The sequence below is a fragment of the Mongoliitalea lutea genome (assembly GCF_014652135.1).
Classification (GTDB): Bacteria; Bacteroidota; Bacteroidia; order Cytophagales; family Cyclobacteriaceae; genus Mongoliitalea; species Mongoliitalea lutea.
This window is the reverse complement of sequence record NZ_BMYF01000005.1, coordinates 167,508-188,003: the sequence shown is the minus strand read 5'-3', so window position 1 is coordinate 188,003 and position 20,496 is coordinate 167,508. Positions and strand designations below refer to the sequence as shown.

The 20,496-nt window shown below is 40.5% G+C and carries 10 protein-coding genes; all 10 read left to right on the top strand.

What is annotated here, in order from left to right; genetic code table 11:
• Window positions 1-112: 112 nt before the first annotated feature.
• The 10 genes from IE080_RS05760 (at window position 113) to IE080_RS05715 (ending at window position 20,469) form a co-directional block, all read left to right on the top strand.
• Window positions 113-2,086 carry a sialate O-acetylesterase gene (locus IE080_RS05760; RefSeq protein ID WP_189579506.1) on the top strand — a complete coding sequence of 658 codons (1,974 nt, stop codon included), beginning with the start codon at window positions 113-115 and terminating at the stop codon, window positions 2,084-2,086.
• A 916-nt stretch (window positions 2,087-3,002) separates the two neighbouring features.
• On the top strand, window positions 3,003-6,359 hold the full coding sequence (locus tag IE080_RS05755) for a SusC/RagA family TonB-linked outer membrane protein (protein WP_229800519.1): 3,357 nt from the start codon (window positions 3,003-3,005) through the stop codon (window positions 6,357-6,359).
• Between the two features lie 13 nt (window positions 6,360-6,372).
• Window positions 6,373-8,286 (top strand): RagB/SusD family nutrient uptake outer membrane protein, encoded by a 1,914-nt coding sequence (locus IE080_RS05750; protein ID WP_189579505.1) that lies wholly within the window; start codon window positions 6,373-6,375, stop codon window positions 8,284-8,286.
• A gap of 32 nt (window positions 8,287-8,318) precedes the next feature.
• Window positions 8,319-11,348, top strand: coding sequence for a SusC/RagA family TonB-linked outer membrane protein (locus IE080_RS05745; RefSeq protein ID WP_189579504.1), 3,030 nt, complete (start codon window positions 8,319-8,321; stop codon window positions 11,346-11,348).
• A 12-nt stretch (window positions 11,349-11,360) separates the two neighbouring features.
• Window positions 11,361-13,136 carry a RagB/SusD family nutrient uptake outer membrane protein gene (locus tag IE080_RS05740; RefSeq protein ID WP_189579503.1) on the top strand — a complete coding sequence of 592 codons (1,776 nt, stop codon included), beginning with the start codon at window positions 11,361-11,363 and terminating at the stop codon, window positions 13,134-13,136.
• Between the two features lie 41 nt (window positions 13,137-13,177).
• Window positions 13,178-14,203: a DUF5627 domain-containing protein gene (locus IE080_RS05735; RefSeq protein WP_189579502.1), complete on the top strand. Its 1,026-nt coding sequence runs from the start codon at window positions 13,178-13,180 to the stop codon at window positions 14,201-14,203.
• Window positions 14,204-14,221: 18 nt separating this feature from the next.
• Window positions 14,222-16,330: an endo-1,4-beta-xylanase gene (locus tag IE080_RS05730; protein WP_189579501.1), complete on the top strand. Its 2,109-nt coding sequence runs from the start codon at window positions 14,222-14,224 to the stop codon at window positions 16,328-16,330.
• Window positions 16,331-16,441: 111 nt separating this feature from the next.
• Window positions 16,442-17,698 (top strand): cellulase family glycosylhydrolase, encoded by a 1,257-nt coding sequence (locus IE080_RS05725; protein ID WP_189579500.1) that lies wholly within the window; start codon window positions 16,442-16,444, stop codon window positions 17,696-17,698.
• Between the two features lie 37 nt (window positions 17,699-17,735).
• Window positions 17,736-18,881, top strand: coding sequence for an endo-1,4-beta-xylanase (locus tag IE080_RS05720; RefSeq protein ID WP_189579499.1), 1,146 nt, complete (start codon window positions 17,736-17,738; stop codon window positions 18,879-18,881).
• 28 nt (window positions 18,882-18,909) lie between these two features.
• The gene (locus IE080_RS05715) at window positions 18,910-20,469 is read left to right on the top strand and encodes a glycoside hydrolase family 43 protein (protein WP_189579498.1); all 1,560 of its coding nucleotides are present in this window, start codon (window positions 18,910-18,912) and stop codon (window positions 20,467-20,469) included.
• Window positions 20,470-20,496 lie beyond the last annotated feature (27 nt).

The window sequence follows — 20,496 nt, the reverse complement described above, 5'->3', positions numbered from 1 at the left end:
CAGCTATAGCCATCTGATGCCATTTAATGAAATCGGTTGCATTAGTCAAAAAAAAATTACAGATTTACCCACAGTTTAAGTAAAGAAACCCAAAGAGACCACTTCAAATTAGATGAATTCACCCAATAACAATACTTTTTCGATCAAAAGTATTCTTGTTTTGATAGGACTTGTTTTCCTAGCAGGGGGTGATTTGTATGCTGACTTACGATTACCCAAACTGATTAGTGATGGCATGGTTTTGCAGCGCGAACAAGCGGTGAAAATTTGGGGATGGGCAGAAAGTGGACAAGAAGTTAGCGTTGAACTTTTAGGAAAGAAATTTGCTACAAGCACAGGTGCTGATGGGACATGGGAAGTTGTTCTTGAACCACAGCAAGCGGGTGGTCCCCACAAGATGATCATCGCTACGCAAAAGGAAAGTATTTATATTCAGGATATTTGGTTTGGGGATGTTTGGTTGACTTCTGGGCAATCCAATATGGAGACGACCATGGAAAGGGTTTCTCCATTATTTCCTGAGGAGTTTAAATTAGCAGCCTATCCTACTATTCGATACTTTGATGTTCCAGATACGTATAATTTTGTAGAGGGAAATTTAGATTTACCTTCAGGAACTTGGCTGAAGCCAACTAGGGAAACCTTGCCTGTATTTTCAGCCATTGGTTATTTTTTCGCCAAAAACTTGGCTCATACCCATCAAATCCCCATTGGAATTATCAATGCCAGTGTTGGTGGTTCCCCAATCCAGGCCTGGTTGCCAAAAGATGCCTTACAAAAATTCCCTCAAGATTATGAGGAGGCGATGTACTTTGCGCAGGATGGTGTAATCGCGGCTCTTGAAAAATCAGAAAGAGAAAAAAAAGAAGCTTGGATCAAACAATTGGATGGAGCAGATCTTGGTTTGTCAGAAGGGGACACCCCTTGGTTTGATCCCTCAATGGATGATGCTTCTTGGAAGATGATTCCTGATTTATTTGCTATTCCTGAAGTAGATGGAGATTTAAAAAACGGTGTTTTTTGGTTTCGAAAAGAAGTTTTTCTAACTGACGAACAGCTACCAGAGCGTGAAAGTGCTTTGCTGATGGGGACTATGGTTGATAGCGACCGTACATTCGTCAACGGAATATTAGTTGGAACAACAGGTTACCAATATCCGCCAAGGAGATATACTATTCCGGAAGGTGTATTGAAGTCAGGGAAAAATGTTATTACTGTGAGACTGGTCAGTGAGCGGGGAAAACCGCAATTTATTGAGCAGAAGCCGTATTCTTTAGAAGTCAATGATGGGATGATTGAACTGGAGAGGGATTGGAAGTTTGCAATTGGTGCACGCATCAATCCTGCTCCGACTCAGACAAGTGTACGGTTAAAACCATTAGGGCTTTTTCAAGGAATGATTTTTCCCATGAAATCGATTTCATTGAAAGGCATTCTTTGGTATCAAGGAGAATCGAATACTGGTGCAGTTGAAGTCTATGAACAACAATTTCATGAATTAATTTATGGTTGGCGCGAATTTTTAAATAAACCTGATTTACCCTTCATTTATGTACAATTGCCGAATTTTATGGCACCATCGGAAAACCCTCAAGAAAGTAATTGGGCCCAGATGCGTGAAATTCAACGAAAAGCACACAAAATCCCGAATACAGGCATGGCTATCACCATCGATGTAGGAGAGGCAAACGATATTCACCCCTTAGATAAAAAATCTGTTGCTGATAGATTAGCAATGCAGGCTCAAAAAATAGTTTATGGGAGTGAAAATGGGCCTTTTTCTGGTCCTCTACCGGATAATGTCTATTTGGAAGATCAGAAAATCCGAATGACTTTTGTTGAAGTTGGGGAGGGACTTCGGTTACGAGATGGAGAACTAGTGTATGGATTTGCACTTTCAGGGCCGGATGGTCATTTTCACTGGTGCGAAGCTCGTATTGTAGCATCCAATACAATAGAGGTATCAATTCCATCATTTATCAGTTCGCCCAAAACCTTGCGTTATGCCTGGGCGAATAATCCCGAAAAATCCAACCTAGTCAATCATTTGGAGTTGCCAGCAAGTCCTTTTCAAATTATTTTTTAATTCTAAATCAAACGAAATAGACGTTGATTTTGAGTACTTTTCAGTGCTTTTTCTACAGATCTTTTTTCCTTATGGGTATTGATATAATTAATCGGCTTTTAGTGTTTCTTTTCTGTAGTTATTGCTTGAAAATATGGTAATGCTGAGTTTTCAAAACCAGTTGCAAGATAAGCGAAATGAACATTTATATGCTGTAAACATTTGCATTTGGAGGATTTTCCCATATTCTTTTCTGTGTTTTCGGATGCCTAAAGGTGATTTTGAATGTATGTTTTTGAAAAACAAACATTTGTGCTTTTTTTAATTAAAAAAAAATGATGTTGAAAAACATATAAATACCTGATAATCAATGGTTTTATCTAAGCGTAACATGGATTTTTTTAAAAAGAGAGCTAAAATGCCTTCATTTTTGCAGAATTAAGGTTTTTTCTCTTTTTTTTTCAATTTTCGTAAACGCAATGGGTAATTTAAAATATTGAAAATGAGGTAGTTGAGATTTTTTTACATTTTTATTTTTTAAATATGAAATTCTATATTTAAACAGTGGATTAGCATAAACCCAAGATTAATATGAGTAACCTATTCGAGTCAAAAGTATCTTTTCATGCAATCGATTTCGAACCGCATCTAAATAATGGTGGTTTCGAAGTACATTGTGTAAAGTTTTTGTCAACGAGCAGCAATGCTTGGAATAGGTCAAATAGTTTTTTCATGGGTTTTAGATTGCGCTGTTCCTCATTTTTTTTAAATGCTAATAATAAAAGGAATCAATCAATAAAATCTAAAACAACAAACACAATGTATTATGATTATACTCGGCAAGTCTCCTTAAAAGAGGAGGATTCTAAACTTTCTGCTGGAAATACTCCAGCGATCCAATTAATTCATTCAAACCTAATTTAACCTTAACAATTTTATGATTAAAAAATTACTAAGGCTATGTTTTAACTTCCAATGGAAAACATCTTTGATGTTGCTGTGGTCAGTATTCTTTTTGGCGATTTCGCAAACGAATGCTACTGTAGCATCACTTACAGATGAAAAGTACTTGGAAGCGTTGATTAATCATGGAGTCCCGGACAATCTGGAAGCTTCCGAAATCAACAAGAACAATGAAGAGTCTAAAGAAAAAGACGATGCTTCTGCCAAAACTTCCGAACGGAAAGAAAAGAAGCAAAAAAATGGAGTTGCTAAAAATGCAACAAGCGCTGTATCTGATGAAAAATTTCAAGAAATCAGAGGTGTAGTAACTGATGCGGCTGACGGTATGCCAATTCCAGGAGTAACAGTCCTCATTAAAGGGACCTCAAGAGGAGTGGCAACTGGAGTAAATGGTGATTTTAGACTAGATGCACAACCAGGAGAGATTTTAGTCATCAGTTTTATTGGTTTCAAATCCGTGGAAGTATTGGTAGAGGCAGGTAAAACTGTTTATAACATTGCCATTTCTGAGTCTCAAACTTCCTTGGAAGAATTTGTGGTCATCGGTTATGGTGAGCAAAGAAGAGAAACGTTAATTGGTGCCGTATCCCAAACTAGCGGAGAAGTACTTCAGCGTACAGGTGGTGTTTCTAACCTTGGTCAGGCGCTTCAGGGAAATCTACCCGGCTTAATTGCTGTACAAAGTGGCGGTGCACCTGGAGATGAGCAACCTCAAATAGTTATCCGTGGTAACAACACATGGAACGGAAATGGTCCATTGATTTTAGTGGATGGGGTAGAAAGACCGGAATTTTTTAACAATATGGATATTGGTTCTGTTGAATCCATTTCCGTGTTGAAGGATGCTTCTGCTACAGCTGTATTTGGTTCCAGAGGTGCTAATGGTGTAATTATCGTGACTACCAAAAGAGGAAAAGAAGGGAAAGCAGAGATTGTAGCAAGAGTAAATACAACTGTTAAGTCACCTTCCAAGCTTCCAGGCAAGATGGATGCCTACGATGCGATTGGAATCAGAAATTTAGCTATCGAAAGAGAGCTTTCAGTGAGTCCGCAGGCATGGTCGCAAATGATCCCTCAAGAGATCAGACAGTTGTATAGAACTCCTGGCAGCCTAGAAGAAGCTGAGCGATATCCAAATGTTGATTGGCAAAATTACCTCTTCAAGGATTACGCAATGGCTTACAATGCCAACTTGTCCATAACAGGTGGTACAAAATTAACGAAGTATTTTGCGGCCTTTGATTTCCAAAATGAAGGTGACTTGTTCCGAGAATTTGATAATGGCAGAGGCTATCAGCCTGGCTACAATTTCAACCGTCTCAATTTCAGAAATAACCTAGATTTCCAATTAACATCCTCTACTTTATTAAAAGTAAACTTGGGTGGTATATATGGGGTAAGAAAAACTCCATGGAATGGAGCAAACAGTGCGAACTTCTGGAGAGCGGCCTTTAGAAACCCACCGGATGCATTTATGCCGAGATACTCTAATGGGCTTTGGGGATATTTCCCATTGGATGACTTTGGAGCGATCAATTCAGCCAGAGTATTGGCAATTGGTGGTATTGAAAATACAACCACTACCAGTTTGTCTACCAATCTAGTATTGGAGCAGGATTTGAGCAGCATCATTAAAGGGTTAAACTTTAGAGGTACTGTAGCATTGGATAATACCTTTACTGAAATCGGAAGAGGTGTCAATGATTTATTTAACAATACTGAAGAGATGTGGATTGATCCTGTTACAGGTCGTGTCAATCTAAGAAATAACTTCGATAACAGTAACTTCGACTTTTTCCAACCGATTGCTTGGACTACTCAAGGAGGTACTATCGATGGTGGTACCATTCGAGGTCCTCAAAGAAGATTATTCTACCAAGCCCAGTTGAATTACAACACCACAATTGCGGACAATCACAATGTCAACGCGATGGGATTGGTGATGAGACAAGAAGATGCAATTGGTAGCGTTATTCCAAGTTACCGGGAAGACTGGGTATTTAGAACTGTCTATAACTACAAAAACAAATACCTCGCAGAGTACAACGGTGCTTACAACGGTTCTGAGAAGTTTGGTGTAAACTATCGATTTGCTTTCTTCTCCTCTGGAGGTCTTGGGTGGGTGATTTCTGAGGAAAACTTCATGAAGCAAATCTCCGCCATTGACTTTCTGAAAGTAACTGCATCTTATGGTGAAGTTGGGGATGATAACATCGGAGGTAGATTCCTTTTTATGAATCAATGGGCTTTTGGTGGAGCATCAAGAATGGCATCCTTTGGATGGAGAGATGATTTCAGTCCATTTACTTGGTATAGAGAGACAGTATTGGGAAATCCAAATGTACGTTGGGAAACCGTGTATAAGTATAACTTGAAAACGGAGTTCAGTCTCTTCCAAGGACTAATCGATGGTAGTGTTGATATCTTTAGAGATAACCGAGTGGATATCTTGATGGCAGGTGATCGATCAGTACCAAGTTACTTTGGAGCTCAGCCTCCGGCGGCCAACTTGGGTAGAGTACAGACTACCGGTTATGAGATTGAATTGAGGCTCAACAAAATCTTGAATAACGGAGTGAGATTGTGGGCTGATTTTGCTATCACAAGAGCAGTGGATGTAGTCATCAATAGAGATGATCCGATGTTTTTACCGGCATATCAAAAACAAGCAGGTTTCCAGTTAGGTCAAGCTAGATCTCATATCCATAGTGGCTTTGTAAATACTTGGGATGAGGTTTTTGCAACCACACCACATGATACCAACAATGGAGGAAAGCTTCCAGGAGGTTTCCAAATCTTGGATTTTAATGGTGACGGTGTGATTGATGCATTTGATGTGGCGCCTTATGGATTTTCCAATATCCCACAAAATACCTTCAATACCAATATTGGCTTCGAGTACAAAGGTTTATCCTTCTTTATGCAGTTTTATGGTGTTACGAATGTGACGAGAAGTATTCCATTCACCAACCTGGATGGTCAGCGTAACCTGGTATATGATGAAGGTACTTACTGGTCTAGAGACAATCCAAATGCGGATAGCCCACTTCCAGTATGGTTGACTCCAGTTTCCTACTACTATGGAGCGAGATATTTATATGATGGTTCATTCTTAAGATTACAAAATGCTGAGATAGCTTATAATTTGCCTGTTGCACGTGCGAGAAAGCTCGGTATGGGAGGATTAAGGATCTTTATGAATGGTAATAATCTTTGGGTATGGAGTCAAATGCCTGATGATAGAGAATCAAATTTTGGAACAGGTGCTGCTTGGGAGGGGGCTTACCCGATGATGAGAAGGGTAAACCTTGGTTTAATGATGTCATTCTAACAATTGATTTGCTATGAAAGCTTTAAATTATATAAAAACTAAAATCAATATACTTGCCGCTGCTGTGCTTGTAGTGGTAAGCTCAACTTCTTGTTTGGACTACTTAGAAAGAACTCCTGAGTCTGTAATCTCTGAGGAAATTGCTTTCTTGAATTTTCAAAATTTCCAAGGTTTTACCGAAGAATTATACCATTGTATTCCAAATTTTACCACCAATTACTGGACAGCTTCTTGGAATTGGGGAGATGATGAAATGGTGTCCGCAGCGGGTAGTTTCCACGTAACCTTTGCTTTTGATAGAGGAAACTTCTGGGCCTGGCAGGTAGAACATTCTGGCCATGGTGGACAGGCAAGCTGGATGGACCGATGGTCTGCAAATACCAACGATAATCCACATACCAAAGGATTATGGCCTTTGGCTTGGTATGGTATTCGAAAAGCTAATCAAGGCTTGGAGAATCTTCACCGTATGACGGATGCCACAGATGAAGAGCGTGCCTTGATTGAGGGTCAATTGTTATTCTTCAGAGGGTGGTTCCACTTCATGTTATTCCAACATGTGGGAGGATTACCATATATCGATAGAGTGCTACCTGGAGATGAACAATTGAGAGAGGGTAGATTGAATTACCATCAAAGTGCAGAAAGAGCAGCTGCTGACTTGAGAAGAGCTGCGGACCTTTTACCTATCAATTGGGATAATACGGTAGCGGGTCGACGTACCTTGGGTAGAAATGAATTAAGGATCAATAAGATTATGGCTCTAGCTTATTTGGGTAAAAACCTTTTATATGCAGCTAGCCCCTTGATGAATCTTGAATCTACAGGTAGTCGAACCTACAATACGGATTTTGCACGTCGTTCTGCTGAAGCCTTTGGTGAATTACTTGATTTGGTAGAAAGTGGTCAGACACAATATGCATTGATGCCTTTTGATCGTTGGCATGGATTATTCTATACAATGGGACAAAATTGGGCACTTTCAGGAGGTACTGAGACTATTTTCCGTTCTTTATATTGGTCTGGAGATCAGTCTAACTGGGGTATTACCAAGCAGTATTTCCCATCCATTATTGTAGATGGTGATGCGACGAAGTTTGTTCCTACGGCCAACTTTGTTAACAAATATTTTGGTATGGCCAATGGCTTACCACTTCCTGCTGATATTACTCAAGTAGATCCTGAATCAGGTTACGATCCGGAGTTTCCATTTAGAGGAAGAGATCCACGCTTCTACAAGAGCATCATGTTTGACGGGATGCAGGTGGTGCAAGGTTCCATGCCTCCTAATCAGGAAGATAACCGATTTGCCAACCTTTTCACTGGTGGTAGCTATCGCGGTGCTGTTTCAGGAAGTCCTACAGGTTTTGTGAATAGAAAGTTTGTTCCATTGACTGCTAATGCCTATGACAATGCATTCGCTTTCGGTGCAGCACTTCACTTGAACGTTCCATATTTGAGATTGGCTGATGTGTATTTGATGTATGCAGAGGCAGCATTGATGGGGCACAATTCTGTAATGGGTAAATCAACCAACTTCAGTAAAACAGCCGTGGATGCGGTAAATGTGATCAGACAAAGAGCAGGAATGCCCGATGTCTTACCAAGATTTACGGCCTCAGTTGATTTGTTTTTAGAAGAAATCAAGCGTGAGCGTGCTGTGGAGTTGGCTTTTGAAAGACATCGATTCAACGATCAGAGAAGATGGATGCAATTTATTGATCGCCCATACAATTTGAAAACGTCCATTGAATTTACCAGAGCTCCGGAATCTGAAGTAGGTGGTGATCCTACGCAGATGCGAGTATTAAACTTGAGAGAACAGGTACTAGTAGAAAGACCATTGGCAGATAGACATTATTGGTTGCCATTGAAGGTTTCTGACGTAACACTTTACCCTGAATTCAGACAAAATCCAGGCTGGTAATTAATCAATTTCAACATTTTGAAAAAGCACTCATGAAATATAAAAATATAATTTGGATGTTGGTTTTGATGCTGATGATGAGTCCTGTATTTGTCTATGCTCAAGAACAACAAACCATTCGGATACAATCACGGATAACAGACACCAAGGGAGTGCCGATAGCTTCCGCGCAAATCTTGAATGATGACGAGGAAGTTTTAGGTACAACCAATGCTCAGGGGGCATTCGACATACAAATAATTCCAAATGCGCTAATTATTTTCAGAGCCGAAGGGTATGAAACAAAGGTATTGAGATTGTCAAATCAGACAGAGGATATCATCCTGACGCCTGAGTGGGAGTCAAGACAAGTGAATACTGCCTTTCAAGCGAAAGATAAAGCAAACTTGATTGGAGGGATTTCTTATGTAAATGTGCCTGAATTGTTTGAGAAGAATTATTTCACTTGGACATTGGACAATATGGAAGGATTTGCCCCTGGTTTTCACGGGAATATCTGGGGAAATAACGAGTATTTATTGCTTGTGGATGGTGTTCCTAGAGATCCAGGAAGTGTGATGCCGATAGAAATTGAGCAGATCACATTCTTGAAAGGCGTTTCAGCAGTAGCATTATATGGTAGCCGGGCTGCTAAAGGTGTGATCATGGTTACCACCAAGCGTGGGAGTGTTGGTAGACAGACTATCAATGTAAGAGCTAATACCGGTGTCCATGTAGCGAGAGAAATCCCTAAGTACTTGGGTTCTGCCGAATACATGACCTTGTTTAATGAAGCTCGGGTAAATGATGGATTGCAGCCTTTATTTTCTCAAGAAGAAATCTTCAATCATGGTTCTGGTTCAAATCCATATCGCTATCCTAATTTGGACTTCTACTCAACTGATTACTTACAGCAAGCCTACAGCAGACATGATGCTACGATGGAAATTGCGGGTGGAAATGATCGTGCAAGATATTACACCAACTTGGGTATGATGTCAGAAGGTTCACTTCTCAATTTTGGCCAAGCAGCTCAAAATAGAAATGAGCGTTTCAATGTTCGTGGTAATGTAGATATGAATCTGACTGATTATATCTCAGGTTTTGCAGACGCTGCTGTTATTCTATATAATGGAAGAGGTGTCAACACCAATTTCTGGCAAGGTGCTGCAACCATCAGACCGAATAGATTTTCTCCTTTGGTACCGATCAGTATGATTGAAGAAGATGATTTGGTTTCCCAAAATTTCATTCAGAACAGTAGCCACATCATTGGAGGTCAGTACCTTTTAGGAGGAACTCAATTGGAGCAGACCAACCCGATAGCTGATATTTATGCAGGTGGATCTAATGTCTTTACAAGCAGACAATATCAGTTCAATACAGGGGTAAATGCAGATTTGAGAAATATAGCACAAGGGTTGACTTTCAATTACAGATTTGGTTTGGATTATCAAACTTCATATACCCTCGCATTTAATAATCAATATGCTGTTTTCCAACCACAATGGAATAACTATGCGGGGCAGGATTTAATCACAAGTTTAACCAGATTTGGACAGGATGCCAGTACACGTACTCAGAATATCAGTGGTAGCCGTTTCCAGCAAACCATGGCTATGTCAGCTCAATTAAATTACAATACTGTAATTGATAACAAACACGAGCTTTCTGCTATGTTGATTGCAGGAGGATTCCAAACAGGAGTTTCTCAAATGTACCATAGAGTAAGCAATGCAAATCTTGGAATTCACTTAGGATACAATTACCAAAATCGATTCCTAGCAGAATTTAACGGTGCTGTTATTCACTCTGCAAGACTTCCAGAACAAAATAGACAAGCCTTTTCACCAACGGCATCCTTTGGTTGGAGATTAAGTAATGAAGGTTTTCTGAAAAACTCTTCTGTCGTCAATAATCTATTGCTGTCTGTTTCTGGTGGTATCGTTCATACGGATTTGGATATCATGGATTATTACATGTATGAGCAGGTATTCACCCAGCAAGGGGATGGCACTGTGTTCTACACCTGGAAAGATGGTTTGAACAACATTACGACTATTTCCAGAAGGGGGGCAAATCCTGAGATGAGATTTCCGAGAAGAGAGGAAATCAATATCGGTGTAGAGGGGTCCTTCTTTAACAATAAGGTGTTCTTCGCAGGTTCTGCATTCATCAGTAACATGACAGGCTTATTGGTACAAAGAAGTGATATCTATCCAAGCTTCTTCACTACGGGGTTTCCAGTTTCTTCATTTATTCCATTTGAAAACTACAATAGCGATCAGCGAACAGGTTTTGATTTCAATTTGAATGTAAGGGAAAAAGTTGGAGCAGTTAATTTAAATGTAGGACTGGTTGGTACTTACTATGCTACCAAAGCTTTGCAACGTGGAGAAAACTGGTTGGATGACTACCAGATTAGAGAAGGTAGACCAATAGATGCTATCTGGGGTTTGCAGAATCTAGGATTCTTCGAAAGCAATGCACAGATTGGTTTGTCTCCAACTCAAATATTTGGTGAAGTCGTGCCAGGTGATCTTCGCTACCTCGATCAAAACGGTGACGGCAGAATCACTCCTCAGGATGAAGTATTCCTAGGAAGGGGAGGTTGGTTTGGTGCTCCATTAACTATGGGTTTAAACGTAACGGCTCAATGGAAAAACTTTACCTTCTTCGCCTTAGGTATGTGGAGAAGTGGAGCTTTTGCCATGAGAAATAGCTCTTATTTCTGGATTGCGGGCGATGCTAAATATTCTGAAGTAGTAAGAGATCGCTGGACTCCTGAAACTGCTGCAACAGCTACCTATCCACGATTGACAACCCTCAATGGAGCCAATAACTTTAGAAATTCGGATTTCTGGTTGTATAGTACCGATAGATTCGATTTGGCGAGGGTTCAGGTGACCTACCGTGTACCTGCTGACAAATTCTTTGGAGGTGCATTTATCAAAGGGATGGATGTGTATATGAATGGAGCTAATCTGTTGACTTTGGGTCCAAACAGAAAAATCCTGACCACGAGTATTGGGTCTGCTCCACAGACACACTTCTTTAATCTAGGTTTAGCGGCACAGTTTTAAAATCGAAACAACATGAAGAATTTAAGAAACATATTGGGTACGCTGGCAATGGTTACTGTATTAAGTACTGCTTGTGTGGACCTTTTTGAACCGGCAATTCAGAACAACCGTGACTTGGAAAGTAGCTTCAATGAACCAAGATTTGCTCAGGGTTTGATTATTAATGGATACGCACGTATTCCAAGAAACGGTTGGTCATTCAATGATATGGCCACGGATGATGCGGTTGCCAACAATGAAAACAATGCCTTCTTTAATATGGCAAGTGGTCAGTGGGCTTCTGATAATAATCCTGTTATGCAGTGGACTAATTCCAAGGCTGCTATTCAGTATTTGAATCTGATGATTGAGACTGCTGATAGCGTGACATTTACAGTTAATAATTCTATGCTAGACAGGATGTTTGCTGATCGTATTAAAGGTGAAGCCTTGGGATTACGTGCCTTGTTTATGTTCCATTTGCTTCAGGCACATGGAGGGATGGCAGACGGTCAGATGTTGGGTGTTCAGATTTTCACTGAATCCAAAAATCTAAACTCACAATTCAATCTTCCAAGAAATACATTCGAGGAATGTATGCAGCAATTGTATTCAGATGTGGAAACAGCCCTTGAGTTATTGCCTTTGGATTTTGAAAACATCGCGAGTGAAGACGATGTACCTTTGAAGTACCGTGCATTGGGTGCTAACAGGAATGACTACAACAGAGTCTTTGGAGAAGATGCGAGACAATTGTTGAGCGGAAGAATAGCAAGAGCCATTAGAGCTCAAGCTGCGCTGATGGCAGCGAGTCCAGCCTTTAGTCAAGGTAACAGTACCACTTGGGAAGATGCTGCAAGATATGCAGGTGAGTTATTGCAGTTGAATGGTGGTATCTCGGGAATAGCTCCAACGGGACTGACTTGGTATACAAATGTCAATGAAATCAATAATTTGGGAGGTGGTATCAATCAGCAGGAGATTCTGTGGAGAGCTTCTCTTGGAGGGCCTTCCAGTAACTTAGAAGCAGCACATTTTCCTCCTACTCAATTTGGAAATGGTTTGTTGAATCCAACTCAAAACTTGGTAGATGCATTTCCAACAGTTGATGGATATCCAATCACACATCCAAACAGCTCCTATGATCCGGCAAATCCTTATGCTAATAGAGATCCGAGATTCAATCATTACATCATCCGCAATGGTAATACTGCAGGACCAAACAATCAGGTCATCAATACTACGGCAGATGGAGGAACTAATGATGGGATTAATAGGGTGGAGGTTTCTACTAGAACAGGGTATTACATGCGTAAACTGTTGAGACAGGATGTCAATCTGAACCCTGTATCTGTTAGTGGGCAGTTGCATGTGATGCCAAGAATCCGCTATACAGAATTGTATTTGATCTATGCTGAGGCTGCAAACGAAGCTTGGGGGCCTCTAGGAACAGGAGGGTTTGGGTTCTCAGCTTACGATGTCATCAAAGCACTTCGCCAGCGTGCAGGCATAGGTTTGAATAATGGGGATGCTTATCTTGAATCCATTAGAAATGATCAAAATGCTATGCGTGAAATGATCAGAAATGAGAGAAGGTTGGAGCTTTGCTTCGAGGGATTCCGCTTCTGGGATTTGAGAAGATGGAACTTAAACTTGACTGAACCAGCACGAGGCATGAGAATTCAAAACAATAGTTTTCAAGTCATCAATGTTCAGAACAGAGTGTTTGGAGAGCATATGAAATATGGTCCTGTACCTTTGAGTGAGCTGTTGAAATACAGCGCACTAAGACAAAATACAGGCTGGTAAAAATCATCTACTGGTAATTCTTGAAGCCAAAAGAAAAAAACATGAAAAAATTTATAATTCTATTTATCGCAGTCATAGGCATCAGTTCCTGTGTAAATCAAGACTGGCAATTTCCGGACTTCGATTTTCAGAGCGTGTACTTTTCACATCAATATCCTGTAAGGACGATTACATTGGGTGAAGATTTCTTTGATACTACTTTGGATAATGAGTGGAGATTTAGGGTGATGGCCACCACGGGTGGAGTCTACCAAAACCGAAACAATATCCAATTGGATCTTGAATTTGATCCTTCCTTAGCTGAAAATCTATTGTTTTCTCAAGGTGGCAGGGAGGTCAAAGTCATGCCTTCTGAATATTTTCAAATGCCTGAACCTGTCCTTACGATTCCAAGAGGTTCCCTTATTGGGGGGATCGAATTTGAATTAACAGGGGCATTTTTCAATGATCCGGATGCGATCCACAATACATATGTGATTCCATTGAGGATAGTTAATGCTGCAAATGTGGACACCGTATTGAGAGGTTTATCTCCTCTCCCTAATCCAAACCGACATGTAACCGGTGATTGGGAGGTTTTACCAAAAGATTTTGTCCTGTATGCTGTGAAGTATGTGAACGAATGGCATGGTATCTACCTGAGAAGGGGATTGGATGTAATCACTGGTAAACCAGGTCATGAAGATTTGACTGGTCAAGTAGTCAGAAGAGAGCGTTTTGTAGAGCATGATGAGTTAAAAGAGCTAAATACGCGCTCATTGACCTCTATTGATTTTCCTTTGACTATTCAGAGTGCCGGTGGTGTCAATCAAACTGTTAATCTGAGGTTGGATTTCAACAATCAGGGGAATTGTACCATTTCTTCCATCACTGATGGTATAACGGCTACCGGTTCTGGTCAATTTGTCAAGCGTGGAGAAAAAAGAAGTTGGGGGAATCAAGACAGAGATGCATTATATCTACAATATGAACTTGATTTACCCACGATGAGAATGGCAACAACAGATACGCTCGTTATGAGAAATCGTGGTGTTGGTTTAGAATTTTTTAATCCTGTTGTTCAATAACCTGAAAAATCTAAGTGTATGAAAAAAATTATTTATTCTGTTGGTGTTGTAGGTTTATTCAGCTTAGCTTCTTGTGCTGATTTTGGAGCATTGAATGATTTTCAGGTTGAAAAACCTTTGAGCGTTGAGATGCAAGAACAGATCAATAGCTTTGGAGATTTGTTGAATTATGTGGAAGAATTGGGTAATTCCAATTTTAGATTAGGAGTCTCTTTGCCTATGAGTGATTATACCAATCAGGGGGTCCGATTCAGATTGGTTAATCGAAACTTCAATGAGTTTTCACCTGCATCAGGTATGGATCACCGTTCTGTTGTGCAGAATAATGGTAATCTCAATCTGGCGCAGGTACAATCTTTATTGGAATTAGCGGATTCAAGGGAAATCAATGTTTTTGGAAATCCATTGATTTGGCACCGCAATCAAAATTCAGGATTCCTCAATGGTCTATTAGCTCCATTAATTGTAAATTCCCCCGCATTTATGAATGAGTTGAATGTAAATACCTTAGGTTCTGGTAACTTGGAGGATTGGTCTTTTTCTCAAGGCGTTTCCTTTGCTCCTAATGAAGGAATGGGATCAGGTACTCCCGCCATTCAATTACAGGCAGGTATGTCAGGTAACCCTTCAGACTTGAGATTTTCTTCCCCAATGATGGGAATTATTCCAGGAAGAACGTACGAGGTAATTGCCTATATTAAATCTGATCAACCAGGTGAAGGAAGATTTACCTTTGAAGGACTCAACAATAATGAACCTGAATTAGCTTGGGGTGGAACTGGCCCTGCGACAGAAACTTTCACGACTAGTATTTCTTGGAAGGAAATCCGTTTCAGAGTAAGTGACTTTACAGGTGATAGTTTCCGCTTCAACCTTGAGTTAGGCTTCCAGCCTGGTGTCACTTATTTTTTAGATATCAATAATTTGTATGTCTATGATTTGGAAGGTGATCCAGTCATCAATAACCTGATTTCAGGTGGTGACTTTGAGTCAGGCATTGCTTGGGGTGGATGGGGTAATAACTCTGTTCGTGGTGTTACAGAAGAAGGTATGGGGGTTGGGAATAGCGGCCGTGCTTTCTTTGTGACTAACCCTTCCCTTACCGGGGGATTCTGGGAAGTGCAAACCCTTTATCAATTAGCAGCTCCTGTTACAGAAGGTGATACCTATCGCTTGAGTTTCTGGGTAAGAGGTGATGCTGAAGGTGTGATTCGTCCTGAATTGCAAAGCCCGAACTTTTCTTCCAATGGCTTTGGGCAAGTATTTGTTACCCGTGATTGGAGATTTGTTTCCATTACTACCACAGCAACAGCTGCTGATAGAAATAGGTTTATCATCAGTTACGGAGAGTTTGCAGGTACGGTATACATAGATCAAGTTGTACTAGCTAGTGAATCATTTACAGGTGGGTCTACTACCATCGTGGAGAAAACAGCAACTGAAAAGACCTCCATAATTGGCACCCAAATGCAGCGTTGGATCAGTGAATTTGTTTCTCAAACCAAAAATGATATTAAGGTAAGAGAGGTTGTTTCTGAACCAATTCATCCATCCAATAATGGACTGATTCGTACAGGCCAAGGACTTACCCTTGCAGACGGAGAGTTCTACTGGCAAGACTTCATTGGTAAAGACTATGCTGTCGATGCTTTCAAATTGGCAAGACAGCATGGGAATCCAGATGATATTTTGTTCATCAGTGAGAGTGGTATGGAGTCCAATCTAAGCAAGGCTGAGGCACTTATTGATTATGTTTCCTACATAGAAGAGAATGGTGGCAAAGTCGATGGAATTGCAGCCAAGATGGTTTTGAATCTAAACTCCAACATGCAAAACGTATCCGAGTTGTTGAGAATGTTGGCTGCTACAGGTAAGAAGATTAAAATCTCTGATTTGGAGATCCGTCTGAATGATTCCCAGCCATCATTGGTAGCTTTGATTACACAGGGAGACATGTATAAGCAAGTGGTAGACCTTTATTTATCCTTGATTCCTATGAATCAGCAATATGGGATTTCACTTGCTGCGCCTATCGACGGTACTGATTCTGCTAGATCGGGTCTTTGGAATTCTGCATTGACACGTAAGCATGCATATGCCGGATTCGCAGAAGGAATTCAAAAGTAATTGAACAATTGGACAGGGAAGTACTTAGTGTCTTTCCTGTCCTTTATTCAACTAAGTAACCAAAAAAATCTGACCTAGCCAGTCTCTTAGCCACTATTTAACTCCATAATCATGTTTCGCTTTAAGCCTATTCTCATAGGTTTCCTGATACTTTTTTTCTCATGTAATACCATCGAATCTGATGATTTGCAGGAGGTAGTACAGGAAAATCCCAATGATTCCATAGATGAAGAGCCTACCAATGTATCTTGGCCACTCCCTACCCCGGAATTAAAAGTGCAGGGAAGGCATTTGGTAGACCCTTGTGGTAATGAGGTGCTCCTTCATGGAGTTGCTATCACTACAAGCCCTTGGTTTAATGGTGGACATGTTGGTATCTGGCGATGGAATGATTATGATGTAGGTGGATGCCTTAACTATAATCGGGCTGTCATGAATACGCTATCAAAGGGAAATGGGGAATGGTATCTGAATATGGTCAGATTGCATATGGATCCTTATTGGAGCAATGAGCCTGGACCTCCCTTACCTGAGCATGACATATCAAGATTTAGTTTTGCAAGATTTGTAAGGTCCATAGAGGAGGTGGTTTTGCCTTTGGTAGATCATGCAGAGAGTAGAGGAATGTATGTGATTTTGAGACCTCCGGGCGTCTGCCCCCAAAGAATTGCGGTTGGGGATGAGTACTTTGATTACCTGATGAGAATTTGGGATCATATTTCAAAACTGCCCCAATTGAAAAACCGCAAGCATGTCATGTTTGAACTTGCCAATGAGCCTATAGAAATTTTAGGTACTAATGGAATATATGGAAGCGATACCCAACCTCATTTTGATGCACTGAAGCTCTTTTTCCAACCTATGGTGGATTTGATCAGAGCTAATGGAGCCGAAAATGTACTCTGGATTCCTGGATCAGGTTACCAGTCTCATTATAGAGGCTTCCCTAATAATCCTATAGAGGATGATAATTATGGCTATGCTGTCCACATTTATCCAGGATACTGGGGACAGGATAATAATGACCCGATCACCTTTAGAAGAAATTGGAATACCCATATCAAACCAGTAGCAGACATTGCTCCTATCGCCATCACAGAGATTGATTGGGGTCCGGAAGAATATTTGGTTTGGGGTAAAGGGGGCGTAACAGGTACTCCCGGTACTTGGGGATTTGGGGCCAACTTTAAAGTTTTGGCGGATGAGTCAGGGAATGTGAGTTGGAATTTATTGATGCCTGAAAATCTCATCCATAATGCTGATCCGCAAGGTGACATCGCTTACAATAGAAATCCGGAAGCTTGTGCTTACCCGGTTTACAATTGGTTTAGAGCATACGCTCAAGAAAAAACTATCTGTGGATCTTGATTTACCCAGTTATCACTAGAAGAAAAAATAAGAAATTATGAAAACAACACATCTGAGAAAATTTGCCCTAGTATTATCGGTGGTAATACTTGCGTCATTTTCAACCCAGGATTTTACTGGGAATGATGATGACTTCTTTCTTCAATCAGCTTTTGAAGGAAAGTTTCTTTTTGGTGCAGCGTTAAATACGAGTCATATTAACAGAACTGATACCAAAGGCTTGGAGGTGTTGAGTCAGCACTTTAATTCGATTGTTGCCGAAAACATCATGAAAAGTGGATTGATGCAACCTTCGGAAGGGAACTTCAATTTCACCATGGCCGATAAATTTGTTGAGTTAGGGCAAGAGGGGAATTTTCATATAGTAGGTCATACCCTGATCTGGCATTCTCAAGCACCAAGATGGTTTTTTACCGATAGTGAAGGTAAAGATGTCAGTCCAGAAGTATTGACCCAACGAATGAGAGACCATATTCATACCGTAGTAGGTAGATACAAAGGGAAAATCAAAGGTTGGGATGTGGTAAATGAAACAATCCTAGACGATGGTTCTTGGAGAAATAGTAAATTCTATCAGATTCTGGGAGAAGACTTTGTGAAATTGGCCTTTCAGTTTGCCCATGAAGCTGACCCAGAGGCTGAGTTGTATTACAATGATTATTCCATGGCCAACCCTGGAAAAAGAGAAGGAGTAGTCAGAATGGTCAAAAATCTTCAAGCGCAAGGCGTGCGCATCGATGGTATTGGCATGCAAGGACATATTGGGCTGGATTACCCTACGGTGGATGAGTTTGAAAAAAGTATTTTGGCATTTTCTGAGTTAGGTGTTACTGTGATGATAACAGAACTTGATCTCAGTGTTTTGCCGTCTCCAAGAAGAGATATGGGAGCAGATGTAGCCACCAATGTTGCCTATCAACAAAGCTTAAATCCATATACGGAGGGGCTTCCAGAAGATATTCAGCAGAAATTTGATCAACGTTACCGAGACTTCTTTGGCCTGTTTTTAAAGCATCATGATAAAATTTCCCGAGTGACACTTTGGGGGATTCAGGATGGAGATTCTTGGAAAAATGGATGGCCGGTAAGAGGGCGTACAGATTATCCTTTATTGTTCAATAGAGATTATACCCCCAAAAGCGTAGTGAGTGATATCATCACTATGGCGCGAGCGCAACAATAAATAATCTATCATTTAGTGAATTTCTGACATGGTAGAAACGCGCACCTTTTCATTTATCCTTAGTTTTCTTCTCGTTATTATTGGTTCTGAAGCTTTTGCTCAGCATGCTATAAATCCAATAATCCACGCAGATGTTCCCGACCCTTCTATCATAAGGGTTGGGGATGTCTATTACATGAGTAGCACGACGATGCATATGAGTCCTGGATTGCCAATTATGAAATCTACAGATTTGGTCAATTGGGAATTACTCAATTATGCATATGATGTATTGGATAATGGTGATGATTTGGCTTTGGATAATGGAAAATCCATGTACGGAAAGGGCTCTTGGGCAAGTAGTCTTCGGTATCATGATGGTATTTATTATGTCAGTACTTTTTCAGGGAATACCAATAAAACCTATATCTACACGACGGATGATATTGAGTCAGGAAATTGGAAAGCAACTTATTTCAGTCCTTCGCTTCATGACCATTCCTTATTTTTTGAGGATGATAAGGTCTATATGATTTGGGGAGGTGGTGAGATTAAAATCGTCCAACTGAAGCAAGATCTTTCGGGTATTAAGAGGGAAACAGAGCAGGTTTTAGTAGCAAAAGCACATGCGCCTATTGAAAAAGAAATCATGCTTCATGCAGAGGGTTCCCAAATGTTTAAAATCGATGGAAACTATTACCTCTTCAATATCGCTTGGCCACGTGGAGGCATGCGAACAGTCCTGATACACAAAGCTGACAATCTTTTTGGCCCATATGAGGGGAGAGTAGCCTTGGAAGATAAAGGAGTTGCCCAAGGTGGATTGATAGATACGCCTGATGGTGATTGGTTTGCCTATTTATTCCGAGATTTTGGGGCGGTAGGGAGAATTCCTTATTTGGTCCCCGTGATATGGGGACAGGGTTGGCCTATCCTAGGAGTTGATGGTCAAGTTCCTATGGAATTAACTCAATTGCCTGCGCAAAAAACATCTATTCCTTCCATTGTGGCTTCTGATAATTTCAAACGTTCTGAAAATGAGCCGGATTTGCCATTGGTTTGGCAATGGAATCATAATCCTGTGGAGAAACTTTGGTCAATTAACAGAGTAGAAGGTCTGATTTCTTTTCATACAAATAGAATAGATGATTCTTGGTTGTCCGCAAGAAATACGCTTACTCAACGAACCTTTGGCCCAACGAGTGCGGCAGAAGTAACCTTGCACTTGAATCAATTGAAAGAAGGGGATGTCGCTGGTCTTGGGCTCTTGCAAAAGCATTATGGCTGGATTGGCGTGAAAGTAAAAGATGGTCAAAAGGTTTTACAATTGGAATTGATTGAACAAGAGAATCCGATCATATATGAAGGAAAAAAGATTGCAAGTGACCGAATAAGATTTAAAGCTTACGGCGATTTCCAAGATCGAAAAGATCTAGCCAGCTTCTTTTACAGTGAAGATGATGGTGAAACTTGGACCCAACTTGGGCCTCAACTAAAGATGAGTTATACCCTCCCTCATTTTATGGGATATCGTTTTGCGCTATTCTATTACGCCACAAGTGACCCCGGTGGGAAGGTTGATTTCAGTGATTTCAGAATTTCCCAGTAACCTATAACCTATTAAACCCAGATATAC

Excerpts from the sequence above, each read along its gene's own strand:
- IE080_RS05760 (WP_189579506.1), top strand. The coding sequence starts at position 113 with ATGAATTCACCCAATAACAATACTTTTTCGATCAAAAGTATTCTTGTT.
- IE080_RS05755 (WP_229800519.1), top strand. The coding sequence starts at position 3,003 with ATGATTAAAAAATTACTAAGGCTATGTTTTAACTTCCAATGGAAAACA.
- IE080_RS05750 (WP_189579505.1), top strand. The coding sequence starts at position 6,373 with ATGAAAGCTTTAAATTATATAAAAACTAAAATCAATATACTTGCCGCT.
- IE080_RS05745 (WP_189579504.1), top strand. The coding sequence starts at position 8,319 with ATGAAATATAAAAATATAATTTGGATGTTGGTTTTGATGCTGATGATG.
- IE080_RS05740 (WP_189579503.1), top strand. The coding sequence starts at position 11,361 with ATGAAGAATTTAAGAAACATATTGGGTACGCTGGCAATGGTTACTGTA.
- IE080_RS05735 (WP_189579502.1), top strand. The coding sequence starts at position 13,178 with ATGAAAAAATTTATAATTCTATTTATCGCAGTCATAGGCATCAGTTCC.
- IE080_RS05730 (WP_189579501.1), top strand. The coding sequence starts at position 14,222 with ATGAAAAAAATTATTTATTCTGTTGGTGTTGTAGGTTTATTCAGCTTA.
- IE080_RS05725 (WP_189579500.1), top strand. The coding sequence starts at position 16,442 with ATGTTTCGCTTTAAGCCTATTCTCATAGGTTTCCTGATACTTTTTTTC.
- IE080_RS05720 (WP_189579499.1), top strand. The coding sequence starts at position 17,736 with ATGAAAACAACACATCTGAGAAAATTTGCCCTAGTATTATCGGTGGTA.
- IE080_RS05715 (WP_189579498.1), top strand. The coding sequence starts at position 18,910 with ATGGTAGAAACGCGCACCTTTTCATTTATCCTTAGTTTTCTTCTCGTT.